Source organism: Providencia sp. PROV150, from assembly GCF_028481025.1.
Lineage (GTDB): Bacteria > Pseudomonadota > Gammaproteobacteria > Enterobacterales > Enterobacteriaceae > Providencia > Providencia hangzhouensis.
This window is the reverse complement of record NZ_JAMPPJ010000003.1, coordinates 59852-85925: the sequence shown is the minus strand read 5'-3', so window position 1 is coordinate 85925 and position 26074 is coordinate 59852. Positions and strand designations below refer to the sequence as shown.

At 39.5% G+C, this 26074-nt stretch carries 26 protein-coding genes and 1 tRNA gene; 15 read left to right on the top strand and 12 right to left on the bottom strand.

The window, feature by feature from the left end; translation table 11 throughout:
* Positions 1-93 precede the first annotated feature (93 nt).
* Entirely contained in the window at positions 94-375 is a 282-nt protein-coding gene (gene rplY / locus PSE83_RS03665) for a 50S ribosomal protein L25 (RefSeq protein WP_004260060.1), read from the top strand.
* 97 nt (positions 376-472) lie between these two features.
* Here rplY and yejK read toward each other — a convergent pair whose 3' ends face one another.
* Entirely contained in the window at positions 473-1474 is a 1002-nt protein-coding gene (yejK, locus tag PSE83_RS03660) for a nucleoid-associated protein YejK (protein ID WP_004260056.1), read from the bottom strand.
* A gap of 242 nt (positions 1475-1716) precedes the next feature.
* Here yejK and PSE83_RS03655 point away from each other — a divergent pair, with 242 nt between their 5' ends.
* From PSE83_RS03655 to PSE83_RS03645, 3 genes are all read left to right on the top strand, one after another.
* Positions 1717-1944 (top strand): YejL family protein, encoded by a 228-nt coding sequence (locus tag PSE83_RS03655; RefSeq protein ID WP_004911940.1) that lies wholly within the window; start codon positions 1717-1719, stop codon positions 1942-1944.
* 21 nt (positions 1945-1965) lie between these two features.
* The gene (gene yejM, locus PSE83_RS03650; RefSeq protein WP_164565231.1) at positions 1966-3681 is read left to right on the top strand and encodes an LPS biosynthesis-modulating metalloenzyme YejM; all 1716 of its coding nucleotides are present in this window, start codon (positions 1966-1968) and stop codon (positions 3679-3681) included.
* Between the two features lie 73 nt (positions 3682-3754).
* Positions 3755-3831 (top strand) — tRNA-Pro (locus PSE83_RS03645).
* An 85-nt stretch (positions 3832-3916) separates the two neighbouring features.
* Here the strand turns inward: PSE83_RS03645 and PSE83_RS03640 are convergent.
* Positions 3917-4027 (bottom strand): DUF4113 domain-containing protein, encoded by a 111-nt coding sequence (locus PSE83_RS03640; RefSeq protein ID WP_226616964.1) that lies wholly within the window; start codon positions 4025-4027, stop codon positions 3917-3919.
* A gap of 164 nt (positions 4028-4191) precedes the next feature.
* The gene (locus PSE83_RS03635) at positions 4192-4923 is read right to left on the bottom strand and encodes a class I SAM-dependent methyltransferase (RefSeq protein WP_004260042.1); all 732 of its coding nucleotides are present in this window, start codon (positions 4921-4923) and stop codon (positions 4192-4194) included.
* A gap of 294 nt (positions 4924-5217) precedes the next feature.
* On the opposite strand from PSE83_RS03635, the gene PSE83_RS03630 reads away from it, so the two are divergent.
* Positions 5218-5637 carry a GNAT family N-acetyltransferase gene (locus PSE83_RS03630; RefSeq protein ID WP_196732082.1) on the top strand — a complete coding sequence of 140 codons (420 nt, stop codon included), beginning with the start codon at positions 5218-5220 and terminating at the stop codon, positions 5635-5637.
* An 18-nt stretch (positions 5638-5655) separates the two neighbouring features.
* Here PSE83_RS03630 and PSE83_RS03625 read toward each other — a convergent pair whose 3' ends face one another.
* Positions 5656-6189, bottom strand: coding sequence for a GNAT family N-acetyltransferase (locus tag PSE83_RS03625; RefSeq protein ID WP_272660667.1), 534 nt, complete (start codon positions 6187-6189; stop codon positions 5656-5658).
* A 222-nt stretch (positions 6190-6411) separates the two neighbouring features.
* Between PSE83_RS03625 and PSE83_RS03620 the strand changes: the two genes are divergently transcribed.
* The 4 genes from PSE83_RS03620 to PSE83_RS03605 all read left to right on the top strand — a co-directional run bounded on the left by PSE83_RS03620 (position 6412) and on the right by PSE83_RS03605 (position 10000).
* The gene (locus PSE83_RS03620; protein WP_004260032.1) at positions 6412-6672 is read left to right on the top strand and encodes a DinI-like family protein; all 261 of its coding nucleotides are present in this window, start codon (positions 6412-6414) and stop codon (positions 6670-6672) included.
* A gap of 631 nt (positions 6673-7303) precedes the next feature.
* Entirely contained in the window at positions 7304-7978 is a 675-nt protein-coding gene (locus PSE83_RS03615; RefSeq protein ID WP_272660666.1) for a response regulator, read from the top strand.
* Positions 7968-9329: a sensor histidine kinase gene (locus PSE83_RS03610; RefSeq protein ID WP_004260020.1), complete on the top strand. Its 1362-nt coding sequence runs from the start codon at positions 7968-7970 to the stop codon at positions 9327-9329. Before PSE83_RS03615 ends, PSE83_RS03610 begins: the two co-directional genes overlap by 11 nt.
* 95 nt (positions 9330-9424) lie before the next feature.
* A complete protein-coding gene (locus PSE83_RS03605; protein WP_164565201.1) occupies positions 9425-10000 on the top strand; it encodes a cysteine hydrolase family protein in 576 nt (191 codons plus the stop codon).
* Positions 10001-10020: 20 nt separating this feature from the next.
* Here the strand turns inward: PSE83_RS03605 and PSE83_RS03600 are convergent, their stop codons facing one another.
* On the bottom strand, positions 10021-10863 hold the full coding sequence (locus PSE83_RS03600; RefSeq protein ID WP_172767054.1) for a D-amino-acid transaminase: 843 nt from the start codon (positions 10861-10863) through the stop codon (positions 10021-10023).
* A gap of 452 nt (positions 10864-11315) precedes the next feature.
* Entirely contained in the window at positions 11316-11840 is a 525-nt protein-coding gene (locus tag PSE83_RS03595; protein ID WP_036958093.1) for an anti-virulence regulator CigR family protein, read from the bottom strand.
* A gap of 347 nt (positions 11841-12187) precedes the next feature.
* Here PSE83_RS03595 and PSE83_RS03590 point away from each other — a divergent pair, with 347 nt between their 5' ends.
* From PSE83_RS03590 to PSE83_RS03570, 5 genes are all read left to right on the top strand, one after another.
* Positions 12188-13438 (top strand): mechanosensitive ion channel family protein, encoded by a 1251-nt coding sequence (locus PSE83_RS03590; protein WP_094962319.1) that lies wholly within the window; start codon positions 12188-12190, stop codon positions 13436-13438.
* Between the two features lie 299 nt (positions 13439-13737).
* Complete coding sequence (locus PSE83_RS03585; RefSeq protein ID WP_153673333.1) at positions 13738-16167, top strand: DMSO/selenate family reductase complex A subunit; 2430 nt, start codon at positions 13738-13740, stop codon at positions 16165-16167.
* Between the two features lie 11 nt (positions 16168-16178).
* Positions 16179-16796: a DMSO/selenate family reductase complex B subunit gene (locus PSE83_RS03580; protein WP_036958092.1), complete on the top strand. Its 618-nt coding sequence runs from the start codon at positions 16179-16181 to the stop codon at positions 16794-16796.
* A gap of 1 nt (position 16797) precedes the next feature.
* Positions 16798-17574, top strand: coding sequence for a dimethyl sulfoxide reductase anchor subunit family protein (locus tag PSE83_RS03575; protein ID WP_004259991.1), 777 nt, complete (start codon positions 16798-16800; stop codon positions 17572-17574).
* A 152-nt stretch (positions 17575-17726) separates the two neighbouring features.
* Positions 17727-18320, top strand: coding sequence for a TorD/DmsD family molecular chaperone (locus PSE83_RS03570; protein ID WP_004259987.1), 594 nt, complete (start codon positions 17727-17729; stop codon positions 18318-18320).
* A 57-nt stretch (positions 18321-18377) separates the two neighbouring features.
* Here the strand turns inward: PSE83_RS03570 and PSE83_RS03565 are convergent, their stop codons facing one another.
* The gene (locus PSE83_RS03565; protein ID WP_004259983.1) at positions 18378-18920 is read right to left on the bottom strand and encodes a DUF924 family protein; all 543 of its coding nucleotides are present in this window, start codon (positions 18918-18920) and stop codon (positions 18378-18380) included.
* Between the two features lie 402 nt (positions 18921-19322).
* Between PSE83_RS03565 and PSE83_RS03560 the strand changes: the two genes are divergently transcribed.
* Positions 19323-19592, top strand: a complete 270-nt coding sequence (locus PSE83_RS03560; protein WP_004259979.1) for a hypothetical protein — start codon at positions 19323-19325, stop codon at positions 19590-19592.
* Positions 19593-19633: 41 nt separating this feature from the next.
* Here the strand turns inward: PSE83_RS03560 and PSE83_RS03555 are convergent, their stop codons facing one another.
* From PSE83_RS03555 to PSE83_RS03535, 5 genes are read right to left on the bottom strand one after another with little or no spacing between them, the layout of a single operon-like run.
* Entirely contained in the window at positions 19634-21373 is a 1740-nt protein-coding gene (locus PSE83_RS03555) for an acetyl/propionyl/methylcrotonyl-CoA carboxylase subunit alpha (protein WP_206077543.1), read from the bottom strand.
* 16 nt (positions 21374-21389) lie between these two features.
* The gene (locus PSE83_RS03550) at positions 21390-22964 is read right to left on the bottom strand and encodes a 5-oxoprolinase/urea amidolyase family protein (RefSeq protein WP_272660665.1); all 1575 of its coding nucleotides are present in this window, start codon (positions 22962-22964) and stop codon (positions 21390-21392) included.
* A gap of 9 nt (positions 22965-22973) precedes the next feature.
* On the bottom strand, positions 22974-23780 hold the full coding sequence (locus tag PSE83_RS03545; protein WP_004259966.1) for a putative hydro-lyase: 807 nt from the start codon (positions 23778-23780) through the stop codon (positions 22974-22976).
* A complete protein-coding gene (locus PSE83_RS03540; protein WP_136134368.1) occupies positions 23777-24556 on the bottom strand; it encodes a LamB/YcsF family protein in 780 nt (259 codons plus the stop codon). Before PSE83_RS03540 ends, PSE83_RS03545 begins: the two co-directional genes overlap by 4 nt.
* 14 nt (positions 24557-24570) lie before the next feature.
* Positions 24571-25812, bottom strand: coding sequence for an NRAMP family divalent metal transporter (locus PSE83_RS03535; protein ID WP_272660664.1), 1242 nt, complete (start codon positions 25810-25812; stop codon positions 24571-24573).
* Positions 25813-26074: the final 262 nt, after the last annotated feature.

Genomic DNA, 26074 nt, shown 5'->3' with positions numbered 1-26074 from the left:
TTCTCTGAATGGATTATCCTAGGCCAAATCTCGAACCTGCTGCTGGGTCGCCTGTAGCAGGAATTTATATTTTCTTTTTATAGAGAAATAGTAATGTTAACTATCAATGCAATTGAACGTAAAGAGCAGGGTAAGGGTGCGAGCCGCCGCCTGCGCAGAGATAACCAGCTTCCAGCTATCGTTTACGGTGGCAACCAAGAAGCTATCTCTGTAACTCTTAACCACGATGAAATCATCAACCAAGAAAGCAAAGCAGAATTTTACGAAGTTCTGAATCTGGTTATCGATGGTAAAGAAACAAAAGTAAAAGTTCAGGCTGTTCAACGTCACCCATTTAAGCCAAAAGTGACGCACATTGACTTCCTGCGCGCTTAATTAAAGCCCACAGCCGAGCTTTAGAAATTTTCGGGACGCCGAGTAAATAACGCCGCAATTGCGGCGTTATTTATTTCTACCTCTTCAACACCACAACCTATTTAGTACCACGGCGTTGTAATTGATCACGCAAATTAGGTGGTGTACCACGAATGGTTAACGTATCAGTGACAGGGTCCCAAAAGATACGCTCCCCCATGAGCATCGCATCAAAGCTAATCGTGATCCCGCCACCACTCCCCGAAAACTTCGTTAATTGCTTTAACGTTCCTCTATCGGCAGGGAAACTTTCTTCGAGTTGATAATCATTTTGGCGAGCGAAATCGTCAAAGCTTTGTTCTTCAACCATTGGCAGCTCTTTTGCCAACGCCTGTAGCTCTATTTCCTCTCCAGACTGTAATTGTTCTGTGCAATAACTATGTACTTGCTGGCGATAAGCTTGGCGCGTATTTTTGTCCATTTGTGCATTGTCACAAAAATCATCAAGTGCCTGAACCAAGCCTTTATTCTGAACTTTTGCGTTTAACCCTTCAGATGCAGCCAGAAAATCCATAAAGAAATCAGAAACTTTCCGCCCTACTCTACCTTTTAAGAAAGTTAAATAGCGTTTTGACTCAGGATTGGTTTCCCATTCGGTTAAATCAATACGTGCGACAATATCTGCATGAGGAATATCTAAATAATGTGTCGTGCCTAAATCCAATGATTCTGTGACAAACATGCTGTCACAACTATTGAGCACCGCAATTAATAAGTATTCGACCGCGAGGTAACGGTATTGACAAAAGAGAACCACGCCCCCTTCCGCAAAAGGATATTTGGCTAATTCATCTTTCAAGCGAACCGTCATCGCACGGCTGAAACCTAAAAATTCTTCTTCGCCCTTACGCAATAACTTTAGCGCATCAGCAAGTTCACTTTCTTCGTTAAATTCACCAAATGCTTTACTTTTAGCACTATAGACGCGGTGCAATTCTGCCATCATGTCTTGTACGACACCATCTGCTGTCAATAGAGAATCCCGCAACATCACCTCTAGGGTCTGCTCATCTCTTTTAATTAGCTGGTGTAAAGCTATCTGGTTAATTTCCAGACTCATTGTTGGCTCCTTCGTTATAGCGAAAATAATGTTGCGCGTATTCAAACATTGATATTATTCATCTGCAACAGAAACCATCATTTGTTCTATTTTTAGCCTGATTACGCTGAACTAATACGCACTTTACGAATCTGAATTAACATTATTCCCATTTAAACAAAAATTTGTTGCGAAGAAAGAAGAAAAACCAACTGTGATACGCTATGATATGTAGCTTTCATTAATTTAGGATGTCTCAATTTATGCCACAATCATCTCGCTATAGTGATGAAAAAGTTGAAGGTTTACTTTCTGACCTCGTGAGTGTGTTAGAAAAAAATCACACCCCTGTTGACCTTTCCCTCATGGTGTTAGGTAATATGGTAACGAATCTGCTGAATACGTCGGTTGCGCCTGCGCAACGTAAAATGATTGCAGAATCATTCGCAAATGCATTACTTTCTTCTGTTAAAGAAGATCAATCACACTAATTGATTAATGAAATAAACAGTATGGTCACCCACCTGCGCTACCGTGACAAAGTCTCTAACATGATTGGTTGGGGGCACTGGTTTGCACTATTCAATATACTGCTTAGCCTCGTGTTAAGTAGCAGCTATCTGTTTATTTTTGATTGGCCAGATACCTTAACTGGCCGAATTTATGCTTTCGTCAGTTGGTTAGGTCACTTTAGTTTTGTGGTCTTTGCGACTTACTTGCTAATTATTTTTCCACTGACCTTTATTGTTATGTCTCAGCGGTTGCTGAGGCTACTTTGTGTTGCCCTTGCAACGGCAGGAATAACACTATTAATCTTTGATATCCGTGTTTTTAGTCAATTCGGTTTGCATTTAACACCGCAAGTTTGGGACTTGGTCATCAACCCAACTAAGGGGGAAATGGCTCGTGAGTGGCAACTGATGTTTATCAGTATTCCCATTATCTTTCTTGTTGAAATGTTATTTGCGACTTGGAGTTGGCAAAAACTACGTAGTTTAAACCGCCAAACATTCGGCAAACCTCTGGCGGCTATTTTTATTGTGACTTTTATTATGTCACACCTGATGTATGCATGGGCCGACGCTAATTTCTATCGCCCTATCACCATGCAACGCTACAATTATCCATTGTCGCAACCCATGACAGCTCGCAAGCTACTTGATAGGTATGGTCTATTAGACTTAACCGAACATCAAAATCGTGTATTCCAACAAGGTAGCCCAACGGCACTTAAATTAAACTACCCATTGAAACCTTTAAGTTATTATGACCAAGGCGCTGATTACAACTTATTATTGTTGGTCATTGATGATCTAGGAGATAAATCTCAACAAGATTCTATGGGGGCGTTAAACGAATTTAAAGAAATCAGTACGCAGTTTACGAATCACTACACGGCTGGGCTACGTAACGATACTGCGCTATTTGGCCTATTCTATGGTATTTCATCGACTTATTTCGATAATATTCTCAATGGTCGCCATCCATCAGCGCTAATTGAAGCCTTACAACATCAAGGGTATCAGTTTGGTTTATTCTCAACAGATGGCTTTAATTCTCCATTATTCAGACAAGCTATTTTAGCTGATTACTCATTACCTGCAAAAACTGCAGATAATGACAACTTAACAGTTACACAGTGGAATAACTGGCTAGATAACCTTAATAACGGCTCGCCTTGGTTCTCTTTCCTGAATATTAAAGGAACACCTGGAAGTGCAAAAACGAATGAACAAATCAATCGCGTAATGGCCGCATTACAGCGTGATAATCGCTTGCAAAATACCATTGTTATTGTGACGGCAAATTACAATAACCAAGGAAAAGCAGAAAACGAATGGTTAGATGGTAAACGCTTCAACCGTGATAATATGCAGATACCACTGTTTATTTATTGGCCAAACACACCTGCACAGCAGATAGATAAGCTAACAAGCCATCAAGATGTGATGACAACACTGATGCAGCGTTTATTACATGTCAGTAATCCACCTGATGATTACAGCCAAGGTGAAGATTTATTTAGTGTTAAACGTACTTACCCATGGGTGATCACGGGTGACAACGACGATGTTGTCATTACCACAGATAATGCCACTCTCTACATGGATCAAAATGGCCAGTTTAATATCTACGATAAACAAGGTGCCATAGAACGAAATGAAAAACCTGATTTGGCTGAGTTGTTGAAAATCTTTACTGAATTAAAGCGTTTTAATGAAAATTAGTGCTTAAATATCAACCAGTCGCATCATAAGTCTATTGCTTTTAGAAGCAAATTGAGTAGTATTAACCAAAGTTCGGCATGTAGCGCAGCTTGGTAGCGCACCGTCATGGGGTGTCGGGGGTCGTAGGTTCAAATCCTATCATGCCGACCAACTTATTTTAAGAAAACCAACCACTTAAGGTTGGTTTTTTTATGCATGAAATTTTAGGTGGGCAAAAGTCGGGTAAAAATCCAACCTATTTTCTAACTTTAACCACTGCTAATTCATCAAAATTTGTCGTGTAGGCAGGTGACAACATTTCTCTTTTCATTTTATATCCGCTATTACTACTCTTACTAACAAACAATCATTACACATACCTGTCAATTACTACCCATGACTATATTTCTCATAGTAACTAGTCATAAGCCGTTGCGTGCATTATACCAACAACAGTCTTTAACGATTCATTGAACCATAATAAATCGCCTTGTGATGTGTATTAAACTTTACCAAAACATAAGGTTTTAATTATGGCTTTTGAGCACTAATAATAAATATCATTGGTCTCTCTTTTTCCTCATCTAATGTTGGATTTTTTATAATTTGCTCGCACGATGGCCCCCACTCATCCAGTTCAATTATTTCAAACCCAGCAGAAATTAATAAGTTAATCCAAGTGGATAATTTTCTGTGTTGCTTTACGACACCATCAGCAAACCAATGGCTAATTCTATTGCCTTCTTGCTGGTACTGATTAACCGGCCAGGCTTTATTACCATACTTATCTATACACCATTCTTGAATAAGTGGTGCGGTGTATATTGGATGTTCTGCAGAAAAAATCACCCTCCCACCTTGATTTAGAGCTTGATATAACTTAGTTAATAGAGAATAAATATCGACCACATAATGTAGAGCCAGCGAGCTATAGATTAAATCATACTGTTCAGTAGGTAAGCTCAACTTTTCCAAATCAGCACGTAAGTATGTTATAGCGGAATCATCTGTCATTGAAATCGCCTTTGTTAACATTTTTTCTGAGAGGTCAACGCCTGTTACCTGTGTTGCCCCTTGAGCACTTGCCCACCGACAAAACCAGCCATAACCACAACCTAAATCTATAATAGATTTCCCATTTAAATCTGGTAATAACCGTTGTATTGCATCCCACTCTGGTGCACCACTTAGCCCTTCGACTGAGCGAGGCAATGTTGCATAGCCTGCAAAAAAATCAGGGTCATCATAAATATTTTGAGACATGGTTTATTCCCCAATAATAAGAAAATTAGGCTAATCATATTCTATATTTCTTAAATTTGATAAGAATTACCACTGTATAGATTAACAACGACTCAATGATAGCAAAGAGCGAGCTTTATGGTAGATTTTTAGTTAACTGCCATAAGATTAAAATTGTTTTAATTCAACAGGTTAAAAAAACAATAATTGTAATGAACTTATTTTAAGTTTTCATATTAACCTTTTATTTAAACCATCCTATACTGTAATATTTTTGAATTAATACATTTAGCATTGACAAATAACTGATTAATAATGAAAACTAACTTTAGAGTAGCAACACCAATTGATATAAATGCTATATTTTCCATAGATACCATTGCGACCGCAGAACGCTATAAAGACATTACCCAATGGAGCGAGCAAGGAATATGTTATGTACTGGAATCCAACAACGAAATATTGGCTTATGGCGTTCTACATTATCATTTCTATTCCCATGCCTTTATAGAGCTATTAATGGTAAATAAAAACCATCGTCGACAAGGCCTTGGCCTCATTTTAATTAATAAACTAAAAATGCAGAGCAAAACTCCCAAAATTTTTACTTCTACAAATCAATCGAATACTGCCACTCAACAGCTCTTTATAAAAGCTGGCTTTGTTCCTAGTGGCTACATAGAAAATTTAGATGATAATGATCCCGAACTTATCTATTGCTATATACCTGATTAATACCATCGATATGATGAACTATAATAGCGTTTTATCCATCACAACCGTTTGTAAGATGTGATTAAATTGCTGATAAGCTTCTTGAGCAATCTCTTCTGGATAACTTAGCACCCTAAGCTCATGCGGCTTATTTTCTGGGTAATAACTTGGATGAGCATGGGCGTATTCATTTTGTTGAAAACCACAATGCTGATAAAAAGACCAACGTTTTTGGCTGATTTCATCAATAATAGGGTCTATTTCTAGAATCACTTTGCCTACATCATGACAAAACTGTTTTAGTACCTTTTGCCCATAACCTTGCCCTCTTAATGCAGGGGAAATGGCAAAATGTTCAATATAATAATAACCTTCGATTTTCCAACAACCAATAAAACCAATAAAAATGTCATTTTCTTTGAAATTGAGCAAATAATAATCGCTATGATTCAATATTGCCTTTCTTCCCTGATAGCTTCTTTGTTCATATAACGGAAAAGCGGTGTCATATAACTGGTTAATCATAGCTATCGCTTGGCTATCTTCACTTTTAATTCTTAAAGCATGTAACATTTAATCGAAACTCACCTTCATCAAATATATTTTATAGAATACCTATTTTTAATTTTCTGACAATTATTTTATCAAGCGCTCATAAGATTAACTTTTTGTTTTATATTGATATTATTTTTTCACTTAATTTACTGATAAAAATATTTGCAGCTCTATATTGACTTTTTTGTCTAATAGCTCTAAAAATACTGTATATTAATACAGTCTTTACTAGAGGCTATCATGTTACGTATCGAAGTATTATTTGATAAAAACGCTCCGCAAAAACCCAGTTCAGTGGTTTTACAAGCTCTTGAAACTGAGATTTTACGCAAACTTCAGAACCAATATCCTGATATGGTAACTCGGGTTGGGTTTAGCTCACAACAACGCGTTAATATTTCAGGAACAAAAATAGCGGAGGATAAAACTCGTATTGAAGAAATACTGGAAGAAATATGGATGGATGATGGTTGGGTCCCAGAAGAAACAACAGAGGATTAACCAAATACTTAAAAGGAATGTTTTACCCAATGACATTCCTTTTTTACTAATACGTGAGGCTTTTTACACCTTCATAAACTGGCGCAATATTGACTCCCCCCCTCCAAACAACAAAAGTACTTTCATCAGCCAGAGAACAACTGCAAGGTAACACACTGATTATTAAAGCAGCTAGTTGTTTTAAATTTCTTATATCTAAATTTTACTCATTTTTAATTAATAGATTTTATGCCTAAGAAAGGTTTTAATTTGTTTCACTGGATTCAACTTTTCATTCTCTTCATTAGTTGTTCTAACCTGCGAAATACAGTTAGTAATATTTGCACAAGTAGAAATTTCATTTAGTTTTAGGGGTGATAAACTAACTGTGGACGTATTATTAAAATCTTTTCCAATAAAGATTAAAGCAAGCGCGATTGCGACTATAAACAATGGCACCTCATAAAATGCGTGTTTCATTATCAATGCTCTTATTGCTTGAATGATAAAACGATAATAAACAGTCTATTTTTTTGTACCTTAAAGATGGGTTAAACCAACCTTAAGATATGCTTAAATACGCTTCAAACTTGAACTGTTCATATTGTCTGACGCTCACTGCCTGCTTATACTGGCTAGTAGAGGTGATAATATGAATATCCTATTAGTCGAAGATGATCTTCAATTGGGAAAAGCACTATGTCGTGGGCTGGAGCTTGCAGGTTTTAATCCTTGTTGGGTAAGGCTACTTGTTGATGCAAAGTTACAACTCGCATCTCGCAATTTTGACCTAATGCTCTTAGATTTGGGCTTACCTGATGGCGATGGTCATGACGAGCTCATAGCTTGGCGTAATATGGGCGAAACTATTCCAATAATCATTCTCACGGCAAGAAACCAAATGGATAACTTAGTTTCTAGTTTAGATTCAGGTGCTGATGACTTTTTAACAAAACCATTTGCTATGCCTGAACTTATTTCCCGAGTGAAAGCCGTTAGTCGCCGTATGGCTGGGTTTTCATCTGAAATATGGCAATTGGGTAACCTGCAATTAAATCCACTTAATCATCAAGTAACCCTTAATGAGCAATTGCTACTGCTATCCGGGAAAGAATATCTATTACTCTATGAATTAATAAAAAATGCAGATAATGTTGTCAGAAAAACGGATTTAGAGCAGCGTCTATTCGGATTGGATGATGTAGAAAGTAACTCTTTAGAGGTTCATATTCATAATTTACGCCGAAAGATAGGTAAAGACCGTATAATTACTATCCGTGGCATTGGTTATCTATTAAAAAAAGAAGTGCCACTAAGTGAAAGTTAAATCATTTTTTATTTATACATTCGGGCTACAAATCAGTTCCGTTATTTTTCTTTGGTTATTATTAGTTGGCTGGCTCCAGTTTTTTTATTGGCCATCAATTCATGATGAGTTAAATGCACAACAGAATATCGTCACTCAAGGGTTTGCTAAAACACTTGATGTGGTTGCTGATAAACCTGAATATTTCAATAAAATAGCCGACAACCTACAAGAACTTTATTCTAGCGCAATGGAAAGTGGCGATAATATTAGTTATCGGCCTTTTATGGTTGTCAGAGATAAACAAGGGAATGTCTATTACCGGAACAGCGACAAATTACATGTTCCCTCCCTTAAATCCGTTTCTGAGCTCGCTGCATTACATAAAGACTGGCACTTTACTTCTGCATGGAATGATCAAAAAACCTTTGAGGTTGTCATTGCTGAATCTTATAGTGATCGTAAATCCTTATTAGGTAATCCAGCCGAAGGGACAGCCATTCCCCTCGCTTTCATTTTAGGTATTATGTTGCTAGCAATTTTAATTACCGCTTATTTTAGTTTGCGGCCTTTAAGACAATCAGCAAAACTCATTTCCAGCCGTCAGCCGGGTAATTTAACTCCTATAGAAACAAAAGAGCAATATAAAGAAATTCGGCCTATTATTGCTGCAATAAATAACCTTATGTCTCGTGTTGATGCTGCGAATCAACGTGAAAAGCGCTTCATGGCAGACGCCGCACATGAATTACGGACGCCGATTGCGGCTGTTATTGCTCAATTGCATTTGTTAATGCAAATTGATAATCCAAAAGAAAAAGGCGAAATTATTAATGATATGCAAGAAACTTTAAATCGTGCGGCCTCTCTATCACATCAATTAATTGACTTAGCTCGTTTAGAAACTGAAGATTTCTTGCTAAATAAAGAACAAGTTGACCTGCCTGCATTAATCAGCCATTTAATATCTTCACACATACCTTACGCCATTAACAAAGATATTGATGTCGAACTCCAAAGCCCAAAATCTTTTTATATCCTCACAGATAAACTCGCATTAAGTAATATTTTTACTAATCTGCTTGAAAATGCGATTAAATATTGCCCTGAAAAAGGGAAAATCAAGGTCATTTTGAAAGACCTTACCCCATTTGGTGGGACTATTTCTGTTCAAGATAACGGCCGAGGAATTCCAGAAGACAGTCGCCAGCTTATATTTTCTCGCTTTTATCGAGTACCTGGAACAATGGAAACCGGAAGCGGTTTAGGTTTATCAATTGCCCAGAATTTAGCCCATAAAATCGGTGCTGTAATTAGAGTTACTGATGGATTAGACAATCAAGGTATTGGTTTTATTATTGACTTACCCTAAATCGAATAATGTTATTGAGTTAACAGCATTCACGCTTTTTTCCAGATAGTATACGCCGTTATACGTTAATATACTTACACCTAAAAGAGGCAATAATGTCCAAGGCATTAGTAATTATTGATCTCATTGAAGAGATAATTGGTAAAAATGGCTTATCTAATTCAAGTTACCAGCAAACTTGCTCGCGAAAAATCGTTGAAAAAGCTAATCAAGCGGCACAATATGCAAGAAACCATCATATTCCCGTGATTTGGGTTAAGGTTGGGTTTTCAGACAATTATCACGATGTTCCTGCTGGCTCCCCTATGTTTCAGCAAGCTAAAAAACTTGGAGCCTTAAAATTAAGTGGCTCTGGGTGTCATTGGGCTCATGACCTTGAAGTGGCATTTCGTGACCCAGTAATGATTAAAAAAGGGGTTTCTGCATTTGCAGGAAATCATTTCCATAAATGGCTTACCGATAATGATATTACCGAGTTGTTTATTGGCGGAGTTAGTACCGTAAAGGCCATTCAAAGCACTGCTAGACAGGCTCATGATTTAGGGTATTTTGTTACAGTACTTGAGGATTTATGTGCCGCTCCAACGCCAGAACTCCACCAGCAAAGTATTCAGGCATTGGATGGCATGGTAACCATTTCTTCAGTTAAAGAATTTATGCAATTAAAATAACATTTAGATATCTCATGTGATTATTTTAATTTTTGCAAGTATATCTCTCGTAGCCGGATAGCTAGTTTCCCCGGCTTACCTTCCCCAATGAATTGGTTATTCGCCATAATAACTGGCCAAACTAATGTTGTCGCCGAGGTAATAAAGACTTCCTTGGCTTCTAACATTTCATCAATACTAAATGGCTTTTCAACAATGTCTATTTGTTGTTCTCTAGCAAGTTGTAATATCGCTTGGCGAGTAATACCTGACAATATTTCATTATTTAACCCCCGTGTTTGTATTTGGTTTTGTTGATTAATAATAAAACAATTACTGGAACTTCCTTCAGTAATATAGCCGTTTTTAACAAATATAGCGTCGTCTGCACCTTGCTGTTTAGCGTATTCTTTTACCATCGAAGCTGCTAATAAAGCAACTGTTTTAATATCACAACGCTGCCAACGAATATCATCTACAGTGACAACTTTTATTCCATATTTTGATTTTTCATTTTCAACAATCTGTGTCTTTTGTGCAAATAAGACTAATGTTGGCTTCGTCTGTTTATCCGGATATAAAAAACTACGTTGGTGTGCATTACCACGGGTCAACTGAAGATATACAAGCCCTTCTTCGATATTATTTTTCTGAACTAATTGAAGATGAATTTGTTTTAATTCTGCTAAATCATAAGGTAGTGATAGCTGTAATTCAGCACAAGAACGCTGTAAACGAGCCATATGACGATCAAAGTCAACGAGCTTACCGTTAATTATTGCTGTCACTTCATATACTGCATCCGCAAATAGAAACCCACGGTCAAAAACAGATACTGATGCGTCTTCTTCAGGTAAAAACTGGCCGTTCACATAAGCAATCATGAGTTATATTCCTTTATCAATCAAATCATTACCTAACCTCTGATTAACCATACACCATATTATAAAAATTACCTTTCAATTCTTCACACTTTTTGTGCCCATTTATGGATTTTTGCATGTCTTGTGGTAAAAACTTGCAGTCAAAAACAAGTGCCAGACATTCATTTAAAAAATAATTTAATATTTAAAATTATTTTTAATATTAACTTGACATTAACATGTTAATGGCTAAAATGCTCTCACGTGATCTGGATCACATTTTAATTTGGAGTTATCGATGAACAGCATCAAAGAATTTATCAGCAGTGTGCAAGAAGTTGTTGAATTACTGTCTAAACGTTTTATGTAAGCGAGTTAATCATTTTTTAGTCAATCAGACCTTTTAGTTACCTAATCATTAGCGTTAATTGCATTTATTTTGCACAACGACCTTGAAATCAAGGTCGTTTTTTTTATTCGAAAACATTTTCAATAATTTCTGCGACTATCGCTGTTCCTATCGCAACCAAGACAAGATCTTGGCCACTGATTTTCCATTCATACCCAACATAAACGGGTAATTGAGCTAAAAAAGCTGAAGGTAACGCTTTTTTGGCAATACCTGGAGGAAGGGGTTTACCCCGACCAACTTGCTTTGCAATGCCTGGCGGCAACCCTCGATAACCCGTCAAACCATATTCAATGGCCAAAGGCCTTACATTACCAAAACTCACATTAAAACTAATATTAGAACCTCGTTTCTTATCGTAAGATTCGCTTGCTTTGGCATATTTTAGCTGTTGATTACCATCCCCTTTATTCGATTTATCTTTATTCTGATTTCCTTTGTTTCCATGAATTTGTTGATTTCCTTTACCATTCCCTTGGCCTTGATTGCCATTAGGAGATGAATTAGCGAGAAATGGAGTGCAGGCAATAACGGGTAATAAGATATACTGCAAAAGAACAGAATAAGTCGGCTTTTTAAATACGCTCATAATAAATTCCTGCAAAGTTAATATAACATTAGGAAGTTTGTAGAACATTATGCTTAGTTATGAAGACTCGCAATCAGAAAATCCTTATCACATGTAATGTTATGTAAATGTTACATAACTAATCAAATTAACGAACCCGCTCCTTTATAATGACTTTATTGTCATTAATATTGCATTCATATACTGCACAATACTTAGAACTAACAATAAGAATTAAGACGGAGTTTAATATTGTTCGCCATGAATTTTCATTGTGAATATGATAAGGTCTTTAAACTATCGAATATTTTTATAAACCGAATATTTTTATAAACCATTGTTCCTAACACCCTCAAGAAGGAGAAACCATGCAGCAGCAACTGCTAGACTGGGTACGTCAGTTCAACCAAGATTACGCTAACCTCGCCTCTTTACTTATGGTGCTCGGTTTAATTCTAATCGTCGCCTGCGTATTACACTTAATTCTGCATAAAATATTACTTCCTCAACTCGAAAAGCGCGGGCAAAAAAGTGCAGGAACTTGGATTCATTTAATAACTCAACATAATCTTTTTAATCGCTTTGCATTTGTTATACAAGGTGTTGTTGTCAATATCCAAGCTACGCTATGGTTACATTCAGGCTCGACTGCACAAGCCGTTCTAAAGGTCGGCTCACAGGCTTGGTGCCTATTATTTGGCTTACTAACCCTTTACTCTGTTCTTGATATTATACTGGGTGTACTCCAACGTGCGGCTAAAACCGCGCATTTACCTCTTAGAGGAATATTTCAAAGCCTTAAACTGATTGCCACAATTCTAATTGGCATCATGATCATTGCGCTATTAATAGGCAAATCGCCTCTAATTATTCTCAGCGGTCTTGGTGCAATGACCGCTGTTATGATGCTAGTGTTCAAAGACCCTATTATGGGGTTAGTTGCTGGGATACAACTTTCAGCCAACAACATGGTTAACATTGGCGATTGGTTAGAAATGCCTAAATACGGTGCTGATGGCGCTGTGGTTGATATTGGTTTAACTACGGTAAAAGTCCGTAATTGGGACAACACAGTAACCACTATTCCTACCTATGCACTTATTTCTGATTCATTCAAAAACTGGAAAGGAATGACAGAGTCTGGTGGGCGCCGAATTAAGCGTAGTGTCCGCTTAGATGCTAGCAGTGTGCATTTTTTAACATCTGAAGAAATAGCGTACTGTATTAAAGCAAATTTACTTGAGCCCTATATCGAGCAAAAAATATCTGAGATTCAAGTCTTTAATTCTAGCCTACCTGATGATAAAGCAATCCCTTTAAATCAACGTCGTCTGACAAATATAGGGACTTTCCGGGCTTACATTGAAGCTTATTTAAAATCACACCCTAATATTCACAAAAATATGACGATTATGGTCAGACAGCTAGAATCTGACTCAAATGGTATCCCAATCGAAATATATGCGTTTACGAATACAACCGTATGGGTGGAGTATGAAAGAATACAGTCAGACATTTTTGACCATATCTTTTCCATCCTTCCGCAATTTAATCTGATGGTACATCAATCACCTACCGGAAATGATGTTAGGATGATAGGCTATTCCCCAGAAAAATAATTAATACTAAGTGATTAGTTAAATTTTCTTATCCATCTACACCTAAAGTAGTATTTCAAAGAGGGAGATATCCCTCTTTTTCCTTACTTTGACTCAATCGTTATATAATAATTAATACCTCGATAGTTAATAGAAATAGAACTAATCTATGTTATAGCAAACAAAAAATCCTTATAAATTAAATAAATACATTTATCTTATCAGGGATAACATTGATGTAAGTCATGTAACTCAACAGAAACTTTTTTTAACATATAAAACAAGAAAGTAATGTTGTTATTTACATATAGGCAATGTCAATGCATAAAAATAAAATAAATACTCAATTTGGAGAACTGAGCAGGAGGGAGTTTATACAAACCTCTGCAACCGTTGCGGGTGTCGCTGCTGTTGCTGGCTCAATCACTCTTCCTTTTGCTGCTCAAGCAAAAACACCAGCGATCATGCCTGACGAAGTCAGCGAAAAAATCAGCTATAGCGCATGCTTAGTAAACTGTGGTAGCCGCTGTCCATTAAAAGTTCATGTGAAAGACGGTGTTATCAGCCGCATTTCCAATGAAACAATGTATGACGACTCAACGTTAGGTGAACACCAAATCCGCCCATGTTTGCGTGGCCGTTCAGTGCGCTGGAAAACCTATAACCCAGACCGTTTAAAATACCCAATGGTACGAGTTGGTAAACGCGGTGAAGGTAAATTTAAAAAGATCTCATGGGATGAGGCAACAACCATTATCGCCGAAAAACTGCAGTATACTATTGATAAATATGGAAGTGATGCCATTTACTATCAATATGGCTCGGGCTCAACAGGCGCAAACTTACACGGCCGTGCTGCTTGTAAACGTTTATTAAGCTTAACCGGTGGTTTCTTGGGTGATTATGGCACATATTCATATGCGCAATTAATGGAAATCACGCCTTACGTATATGGCAGTATTGAAGAATCCTATTTATCTGAAATCCAAAATTCAGATTTAGTCGTCATGTTTGGTCACAACCTTGCTGAAACGCGTATGTCTGGGGGCGGTCAATTTTACGAAACCCTCAATGCGTTAGATAAAAGCAAAGCAAAAGTTATTATTATTGACCCGCGTCGCACTGATAGCGTAACAACGCTTGGCGCAGAATGGATACCTATTTACCCAGGTACTGACGCCGCATTAGTTGCTGCTCTCGGTTATGTCATGATCGAAGAAGGCCTGACTGACGAAGAATTCCTAAACAACTATTGTGTTGGTTGGGATGAGTCTACCTTACCTGCTTCTGCACCGCGCAATGCATCATATAAAGATTATATTTTAGGTAATGGCCCCGATGGCATCGCAAAAACCCCTGAGTGGGCGAGCAAATTAACGGGTATCTCAGTCGCACGTATTAAACAACTTGCACGTGAAATCGGTAATGCAAATAGAGCATGGATCTCACAAGGCTGGGGTTTACAGCGCACAGAGAATGGCGAGCAAGCTTGTCGTTCTATTATGATGTTACCGTTGATGTCTGGGAACATTGGTCGTGCAGGAACTAACACTGGGCTGTGGGGTAACAGCTATGCTTATCCTGTTGCAGGTTTTGCTTTACCTAACCCAGTAAAAGCCTTGATTCCGACTTATATGTGGTCAGAAGCAATTGTTCGCGGGAAAGAATTGACCGCAGAGAATGGTGGCATTAAAGGTGTCGATAAACTAAACAACGACATCAAGTTTATGTGGTGCTACTCCAGTAATGTCATTGGTAACCAACATGGCGATTTAAATAAAACCCATGAAATACTTGCAGATGAATCCAAATGTGAATTCATTCTAGTATGGGATAACCATGATACCCCATCCGCAAAATATGCAGACTTATTGTTACCGGATGTCACAACTGTAGAAACCAACGATTTAATCAATAACTCCTATGCAAGTGGTGCGTATCATTATTTAGTTCGCCTACAAAATGCCATTGAGCCACTGTGGGAAAACCGCCCTAATTACGATGTGTTAGCAGAAATTGCTGAAAAAATGGGTGTAAAAGAACAATTCACCGAAGGCCGTACCTACGCTGAATGGATTGAGTTCTGTTATAACAAAACACGTGAAAAAATGCCTCATTTACCTGAATTCAGCGAAACCGACGGTGCGGGCATTATCGACCGTAAGTTCCTGAACAGCTCAGAAAATATTGCATTGAAGAAATTCCGTGATGACCCAATCAATAACCCATTGAAAACGCCGTCAGGTAAAGTGGAAATCTATTCAGAACAACTAGCTGAACGTGTTAAAAATTGGGAATTACCAGAAGGCCAACGTATTCCTGCCATTCCTGAGTATTGCGTCAATAAAGAAGGTGTTGAAGCCCAAGCAAGCCAACAAAAGCATCCGCTATTAATGACGGGCTTTCATGATAAAGGCCATGTGCATTCATCATATTACAATGTTGCTATGCTACGTGAAGCCATTCCACATCAGTTTTGGCTCAATCCAGTCGATGCCCAGCAACGCGGCTTGAATAATGGTGATCTGGCTGAAATATTTAATGACCGTGGTCGTATTCAAATTAAAGTGAAAGTGACAGAGCGTGTATTACCCGGTGTTATCGCCGTTCCACAAGGTGCATGGCGTACTCTTAATAATGATGGGCTAGATGTCGGTGGTTGTATCAATACACTGACTTCGCATGTTCCTTCGCCATTGGCTAAAGGTACCCCACAACATACTAACCTTGTTGAAGTTAAACGCGCTTAAGGAGTTGAATGATGAAACAATATGGCTTTTACTTTGACTCCACAAAATGCACTGGCTGTAAAACATGCCAAGTCAGTTGTAAGGATGAAAAAGATTTAGATTTAGGCCCAAAATTCCGTCGTGTCTACGAGTTCGGTGGCGGTAGTTGGCAAAAACAAGATGGTATTTGGCAGCAAAATGTCTTTAGTTACTATCTTTCTATTTCATGTAACCACTGTTCAAACCCGACTTGTGTCGCGGGTTGTCCAACCGGTGCAATGCATAAACGAGAAGAAGATGGTTTAGTCGTGGTTGACCAATCTATTTGTGTTGGTTGCCGTTATTGTGAGTTGCGCTGCCCGTATGGCGCCCCACAATTTGATGAGAAGAAGAAACTAATGAGTAAATGCGACGGCTGCTATGAGCGCGTCGCAAAAGGGATGAAACCTGTTTGTGTTGAATCTTGCCCGCAGCGTGCTTTAGATTTTGATGACATTAATGTTCTTCGTGAGTTACACGGCACAGAGTGTGGCATTGCTCCAATGCCAGACCCAAGCCTGACGAACCCGAATATTGTCATCAAACCACATAAAGATGCGAAGCCATTTGGCGATAAAAGTGGCGAATTAAAAAACCCTGCGGAGGTGTAAGATGCATGAATTACCACTCGTTTTTTTCACCGTCTTAGGACAGTCAGCCGCTGGGCTTTTCTTACTCGCTTATATTAGCCGTAGAATGGGTTCTATTGACGATAATCAGCTAAAAACTGCCAATATCGTTGCCTTTATCATTATGATAATTGGTTTAGGTATCGGTGGGTTACACGTTGGCCAGCCACTACGCTTCTTTAATATGTTACTGGGGGTAGGCCGTTCACCAATGAGTAATGAAGCGTTCTTAAGTGGCGTATTTGTTGGATGCGCTGCTGCAACGTTATTTTTTACTTTGTTTTTCAAACATACGTTATTACGTGAGCTGGCTAATATTGCCGCGGTAGTTTCTGGACTTGCATTTGTTTGGTCAATACCTCAAGTATACAACATCGCCACTATTGCTAACTGGGACACCGGTTATACCACACTGCAAATGTGGATGACGATGTTAGTCGGTGGCGGTGCGCTCGCCATTGCAATCGGTGCTCGTGGCTTAGGTATTGCTTCGTTCTTAATTGGTACTTTTGCTATTTTTGCAAGCCGTGCGGGTTATCAAGCCTTTTTAGCAGAAACAGGTCCCGCTCTTAGCGGTGAACAAACAGGCTTCTGGGGCTTCCAAGTTGTTGTTTTAGCTATTGCTTTAGCTGCTTTCGTTGGTATGGCGTTAAAGCACCGCGCACCAAAAGCGACATTAGCAACTTGTGCCGCCGCAGTATTATTAGCTGAACTGGCTGGCCGCATTGCATTCTATAATTTGTGGCAAATAACCATGTAAGGCATTGTTATTACTATGTTATAGTGTTTCATAAAAGAACCCCTTTTGGGGTTCTTTGTTTAGATATCTTCAACACCACCTGCATTGATACAGTAGCAGGAAATTAAATAATGATGTCATGCTTTAGCGCGAAATAAGACGGATAAAATAATATGATTGACACGACAATGATCCGCATCCTTGGTGCGTTTTTCTACTACCCTCCGCAATCGGACACTTTACGTAACGTTTACTCTGTCTTGGGTGAACTACCACAGTTATGTACATGGGATAACCCAGAGAAAATTCAGGCTATTTGTACTTCGTTGTCACAAACACAACCTGATGATATCTCTTATGATTATTCCATCTTATTCGAAGGACAAGGCAGTATGCCTGCTCCGCCTTGGGGCTCTGTGTACTTAGAGCATGATAATACTGTTATGGGTGAGTCAACTGCGGCTTATCGCGACTTTTTGCAAGCGAAAGGTTTAGTCACTGATACTGGAATCCGTGAACCTGAAGACCAATTTGGCTTAATGATGATGGCAGTTTCTGCGTTAGCAGAGCAAGAGGACGACAGCGCTGTTATTGCTCTATTTGAGCAACATTTGTTACCTTGGGCGTATCGCTATTTAGAGCTAGTGCAGCAAAGCAAAACAGAGTCCACTTTTTACCCTAGCCTTGCACAGATCACTGAAATTTACCTCAAATCACTACAATTGAAATTAGAATTATCGCCAGTCAGGGCTGAATTATTTCGCTAAATAAAAACTAAACCAAATGAGCTAGTTAAACAAAATATGGGCTCATTTGGTTTTAGTCTAAAAAGAAGAGTTTGGCTCTTGTAAAAATGCAATTTCTTCTTGTGTTGATGGCCGACCTAAAATTTCATTACGGTGAGGATAACGGCCAAATTTATCAATAATCGCTTTATGTCTCATTTCAAAATCTAATGTACCGTCATCACCCAGCATGCGAAATAGCTCAACCGCCTGTAAATGTATAAAACTGGATTCAGAGTGCATAAATGGCATTAAAACAAACTTGCGCTGTGACAGCGTCAGAAGGTTATAATCATGTTGCTTAATCGCCTCTTGCGCTAATGCTAAAGCCATCCCATCTTGAGCAAAAGACCGTGGTGTATCACGCCATAAGTTACGTGAAAACTGGTCTAGAACAATAATTTCCGCTAAACGTCCACGAATAGATGCCCGCCAATAAGCTAATTCTCCCTTAGCTGCGCGTTCACAGATATGAGCAAACCGTTGTGCTATCGTTAAATCAAACTTAGCGCTTTTTTCAAACCATTGTTTTGGTGTCGATTCCTCAAACCAAAATGAAAGCACTTCTTCCATGGCATTCATGATTTATTCCTATCTATTTTCTTATTAGAGGTTGTCATAATCCTAGTTAAAAATAGCCTTAATTGACAGGCTTGAGCTCTAATATCGGATATTTGTAGATAATTATTTTGTTTTTTTGCGATCTGACACAAAAAAACATTCAATATTGATAATGTAATTTTAACAATATACTACTTTATTTATTATCGAATCATTTATTTTATACTTATGATAATTCCCAACTTTTTAATTTATAACGATTTGCTTTTTAGTGTGAATGAAACAATTCATCATGCCTAAATACATACATTTGGTTAACTCAATGTTAGAATTTAACCTATAATGCGTATGTGAATTAGATAGTTACTTGCAGTCATCACTTTCAGCGGTTCATATTGGTTCTTATTAAGGAAGGCAATGTAAATGGCAGGACATATGGTACTCATTGGTTGGGCGTTATGGGTTAGCCCTTGTGGTACGGATTCATGCGATGCATTACCGGTGACTGAAACTATTTTTACACAAGAACAATGCATGAGCCGAAAAAAATACCTAGAATCAAAACGACCGAATCTCTACTTTCTCTGTGGTGAGGTTTACCGCGATAGCAATGAAATGACCGCTGAAGAAAAACATGCTATTCCTGCGCCTCATCTTCCTCTAAGAACGCTGCCAGAGCGAATTTCCCGTTAGTTTGAGCTAACTCCTTTAGCTCAAACTTAATTGGCATCAAACTAAATAATTTCAGCTATTGGGCTTTCTGCTTCAACAAAATCCCCTTTAGTAGCGCAATACTTCAACGTTCCTGTTCGGTGTGCAACAATTTGCACTTCCATTTTCATGGCTTCCATTACACCAATCACATCCCCTTCAGAAACATTATTTCCTTGAGGGATCAGCCAGTTAAATAATATCCCGGAAATAGGTGCGTTGACCGCATCAGGATTATCAACTAATTGAGGGGCTGAATGGGATGCCGCTGAATTATTGACTGAGAAACCAGAAAAAAGTTGAGTGGGCAAACCTAACTCACAACGCTTCCCATCAATTTCAATAAAAGTACGAGTCATCGCAGGATCCGATAATGGAATTTGCCGTTTTGCTGGTGGAATTTCCACATTGAATTCAGTTTCTATCCAACGCGTATGTACGCTAAAATTATCACAAAAATCAGCTTGTTCTATTACTGCACGATGGAATGGTAATACGGATGCAACGCCTTCAATATTAAATTCTGCCAGTGCTCGACGTGCACGCGAAATGGCTTGGTCACGAGTACTCCCCACGACAATTAATTTGGCCATTAATGAATCAAAGGTACCCGGTATTGTTGTCCCTGCCGTTACGCCACTATCAACACGGACTCCCGGCCCCGTTGGTGCATCAAAAACAGTAATAGTGCCGGGGGTCGGTAAAAAACCATTCCCAGCATCTTCGGCATTAATACGAAATTCAAACGCATGCCCTCGAGGAGTCGGCATCTCATTAATACTTAAAGGTAAACCTTCCGCAATACGTAGCTGCTCAATCACTAAGTCAATCCCTGCGGTTTCCTCTGTGACTGGGTGCTCAACCTGTAAGCGCGTATTCACTTCTAAAAATGACAGCGTTCCATCTTGGCTTAGCAAAAATTCAACGGTTCCTGCTCCCACATAGCCCGCTTTGCGGCAAATATCCGTTGAGGCTTGGACAATTTGCTGTTGTTGGTTCTCCGATAAAAAAGGGGCTGGTGACTCTTCAACCAGTTTTTGATTACGCCGTTGTAGTGAACAATCACGTGTTCCCACCACCAGCACGTTGCCATGCGTATCTGCAATAACTTGGGCTTCAATGTGCCGAGGGTTATGCAAAAATTGTTCAATAAAACATTCACCTCGGCCAAATGCCGCGGTCGCTTCACGCACTGCTGAGTGATAAAGTTCTTCAACTTCATGGAGTTGCCAAGCTACTTTTAGCCCTCGGCCACCGCCACCAAATGCTGCTTTAATGGCAATAGGTAAACCGTGTTGATGAGCAAATTCTAGTACTTCTTGTGCACTATTCACAGGGTCTTTTGTACCAACCACTAGCGGTGCACCGACTTGCATTGCAATATGGCGAGCTTGAACCTTATCCCCTAGTATATCAATGCTGTTTGCGCTAGGCCCAATCCAGATTAACCCTGCGCCTTCAACTGCACGCGCAAATTCAGCGCGTTCAGATAAAAAACCATACCCCGGATGCACCATGGTTGAACCAGACTGCTGAGCGATACTAATCAACTTTTCAATATTTAAATAACTTTCTGCTGGCGAGTTTCCCCCAAGCCCGTAGGCTTCATCAGCCATTTTGACGTGGAGAGCTTCAATGTCACTGTCCGCATAAACCGCAACAGACTGGAAACCATAATCACGACATGCACGGATAATACGAACTGCAATTTCGCCTCGATTAGCAATCAATACTTTATGTTTTTTGTTGTTATTCATTTTCATAAGCACAATGGCTCCCTTATAATACTTTAAATTCACCAAGTGGATTAAAACGTATTTTGGCATTCACAGGGATTTGCCCTGCTAAATCCAAATGGTATTCACATACCGCGCCAATGACGGGATAACCGCCAGTTAAAGGGTGGTCATTGAGAAACAAAACGGGCTGGCCATTTGCTGGCACTTGAATAGCCCCAATGCAAGTCCCTTCACTCGGTAGCTCCTGTAACTGCTCGCGATCTAACGGTTTTTCACTAGATAAGCGCAAGCCTATTCGGTTTGATGACGCAGTGACTTGCCATAATTGCTTTGTTAGTTGGCCAACGGCTTGTTTTGTAAACCAATCCGTTCGAGGTCCTAATATCACATCCAAAACCACAACATCATTTTCTGCTGGGTAATCAAAAGCAGGTGTCTCATTTAATGAAACGGCTAATGGAGACGAATTAGTATTAACCGTTAATGTTTGACCTACCTTGATTGGGGCAGGGCCAACTTGTGCCAGCGTATCAAACGAGCAACTTGATAAAATAGGTTCAATGTTAAAACCACCCCGCACAGCGAAATAACTACGTACCCCTTTGTTAGGGCGGCTTAATTTAATGGTATCGCCTTTTGCTAAATGAATTGGTTGATAAGTATTAACTTGATATTGTTGGTTTTCTTCCGTAAGAACCTCAATAGTACAAGGTGCACCAGTCACTGCAACAATAAGGTCTTTGTGCGCTTGAGCCTTAAACCCACCTTGCGTTATCTCTAAAACGGCGGAGTCTGATTTATTCCCCACAATACGATTTGCACTACGCAATGCCGATTTATCCATACTGCCAGATTCTGAAATACCTAATGCTGATTGGCCAATACGCCCTAAATCTTGGAATAAAACCTGTAATCCTGTCGCTAAAACGGTTAAATCAGCACTGACATTCTCAGCATTTTTTTCAATACTTACTTTAGTTGGCAAGCTATAGCTAATCTGGCTTTTTGTTGCATCAACAAAGTTTACCCGCATGCCTGCCTGAACAAGTGCGGGTTCTGGTCGATTGATATCCCACATTAATAGCTCAGTCACACCGATTAACTGCCATCCCCCTGGGCTAGCTTGTGGATAAACACTGCTAAACTCCCCGGCTAAGGCAACAGATCCCGCAGGGATACGCACTCTTGGTGATTGACGCCTTGGAACATTCAGATTAGCGCCTTTCGACACCATGTAACCAAAACCCGGAGCAAAACCGCTAAATGCAACCTGAAATTCATTTTCTGTGTGACGACGTATCACTTCTGCAGTAGATATCCCTAAATGCGCTGCAACATCCGAGAGGTCCTCTCCATTATAATGAACTGGAATAGTCACCAATTTACTGGCTTTACCGGCCATTCTCGATACATCCCTAACCGATATCTTTTCAACCAACTCATTTACATCAATCCTGAACGGGTTGTAACGAATTAAAATCGTCCTTGCTGCTGGTGTTATTTCATCAATCCCATAAATAGGCATTTCTGTTAAAGAATCAGCCAATGCCATTGTTTGTTCAAGACATTCCAACTCCACCATAAAAGCACTTAAATTGACGGGTAAAAATCTCAATTGGCACCTCTATATGTGATATGCGGCATCAGGTACATCCGTAATAAACATGTAACCAGGTGCATGGCTTAATGCGAATGGAACCCCGGATTTCATTACTGCCGCTTGAGGCGTTACACCACAAGCCCAAAAAACGGGAATTTCGCCCTCTTCAATGCGAACCGCATCACCGAAGTCAGGCTGCATAATGTCATCAATACCTAATTGTTCTGGCGCACCAATATGAACAGGAGTGCCATGCACTGCAGGAAACCGGCCAGTGATACTTACTGCATCAGCAACTCGGTGTGCGGGTATTGGTCGCATTGAAACCACTAATTCACCTTGCAAACGCCCTGCTGGACGACATAAGCGATTGGTTTTATACATAGGAACATTGGATTTATCCGTGATATGCCGTACATCAATACCCGCTTCAATCATTGGCGTTTCGAATGTAAAGCTACAACCAATTAAAAAAGTTACTAAATCAGGATGTTGCTGATAAATTTCTGTCGCATCCGTAATTTCATCTACTAGCTGTCCTTTCTCCCACACACGGTAACGTGGAATATCAGTACGTAAATCAGCGCCTTCAGCTAAGACCGTTTGCCAGCTCCCTGCCTCACATACATCAAGAACAGGGCAGCTCTTTGGGTTACGCTGAGCGTATAATAAGAAGTCAAATGCCCAGTCACGTGGCAACGCAATCATGTTGGCTTGAGTCATACCCGGAGCAAGGCCTGCTGTCGGTTTGTCATATCCCTCACGGATAGCTTGGCGTGCAAGGCGAGCGGCTTCAATGGCCTGCAGTGATGCCTTCATTAGCTGTGTCATTCGTGGTCTCCTTTGTGAGCAAAACCATAAATTTCAATACCTTGTTTTTCTAGTACGGCACGCACCTGTTTTGCCATTTCAAGAGCACCAGGGCTATCGCCATGAACACAAATTGACCCCGCATCAACAGGTGTAAATTTTCCATCAATTGACATCACACCGCCTTCCATGACCAGCTGCAACATGCGGTCTGCAACTATCTGTGGGTCATGTAATACTGAACCCGCTAATTTTCGAGATACTAATGTGCCATCACTGTTATAAGCTCTATCAGCAAAAGCTTCTGCGACCACATTTAAGCCACATTCTCTTGCCCACTCAATTAATGGTGACCCTGCTAATGCCACTAATATCAATTGCTTATCAATGGCTAATATCGCATCAATAACGGCCATTGCTTGGCGTTTATCATGAGCAATCGTGTTATACAGTGCACCATGAGGCTTAACATATAAAACTTGTGTCCCTGCTGCGGTTGCTAACCCTTGTAATGCACCAATTTGATAAATCACGTCTGCGGTTAATTCACTCGATGCAATATCCATATTACGTCGACCAAATCCTACTAAGTCGGGATAACCAACATGAGCACCAACAGCAACACCATTTTCCTTCGCCGCGTTAAGGGTTTTTAATATCCCTTCAGGTGAGCCTGCATGAAAACCGCAGGCAATGTTCGCGCTACTAACAACGGGAAGAATGGCGGTATCATTGCCCATTTCCCATTGCCCAAAACTCTCCCCAAGGTCGCTATTTAAATCAATTTGCTTTTTCATGGCTACTCCTTGAGTTATTTCAGATAATTAAAGATTGCACCGACAGACATCGCGCCCATATACCAAGTTAGTGCACACGTCACGACACCTGACCATAATAACCAACGTGGGTAATGGTAACCCGACATTAAATCTGAGCGCTTCCAGCCGATATAAACAAATAAAGTTAAACCAATAGGTAAAATTAACCCATTGAAACCACCAGCAAAAACTAATAATGCAGCTGGAGCTGTTCCCATGAATAAATAAACAATCAGAGAAACTGCGATGAATATAATAGTTGCAACATTACGCTGCCTTTCTGTAATAGAGGACTTAAATGCCGTTAGGAAGCTCATTGAGGTATACGCCGCACCAATCACACTGGTGAGAGCAGCAGCCCATAGAATTAAACCAAAAATACGTAAACCAAAATTACCAGCGGCAGCCTGAAATGCTTGAGATGCAGGGTTAGCTGCATGCCCAGAAATATCAATAGTCACACCACTGGCTACCACACCTAAGATAGCCAAGAACAAAATGTAACGCATCAACCCGACAACTAAGATACCTTTTGTGGCTGCGCTAGAAACAACTTTAATGTTTTCAATACCTACAGCGCCTTTATCCAATAAGCGATGAGCGCCTGCATAGCAGATATATCCCCCAACAGTGCCCCCAACAATAGTGGTTATCATGGCAAAATCAACTGTGTCAGGTAATACGCTTTGACGCAATGCTTCCCCAACAGGTGGGTTTGATGCGATAGCGACAAATAAAGTTAAGCCAATCATCACTACACCTAATCCAATGATTAACCTATCGATAAAGGTGCTGGCCTTACGAGAGGAAAAAATATAAATTGCCAATAATGCACTAATCAAACCGCCCCATTTCGGGTCTAATCCGACTAACGCATTAAGCCCTAAACCTGCACCAGCTATATTGCCAATATTAAATATTAGCCCGCCAAAAATAACTAATATCGCTAATAAATAACCACTCCCAGGAATTGTGGCATTCGCAATTTCGGATGAGTGCATTTTAGTCAGGGTAACAACACGCCATATGTTTTGCTGCACAACGAAGTCAATCACAATAGACGCTAATATCCCGAAGGCAAAAGCGGCTCCTAATGTCACGGTAAAAGTCGCAGTTTGTGTGATAAACCCAGGCCCAATGGCTGAGGTTGCCATTAAAAAGATTGCGCTTATCAATGATGAACGGCGGCTTTTCACATATTCAGCAGTACTTGGTGCACTTTCTTGAGCTGCCATATGAATACTCCTCTAATAGTTATTGTTTTAATTATTAATGTAGTTGTTGATGTCACAATCACTAAGGCAATTATCGTGCCATTGTTCTACTTGTTAGCTGTATTGTTAATTCATTTTTAATAGATTGTTGAACAATTAGTATTAAATGATGAATAAACAATCAATAAAAATCGTAATTGCTGGTTTAAAAATCAAGACGAGATCACTTTTTTAACAATTTTGGCTGACAAACCATATTGTTTATCGAGCAATTTGCACCAAA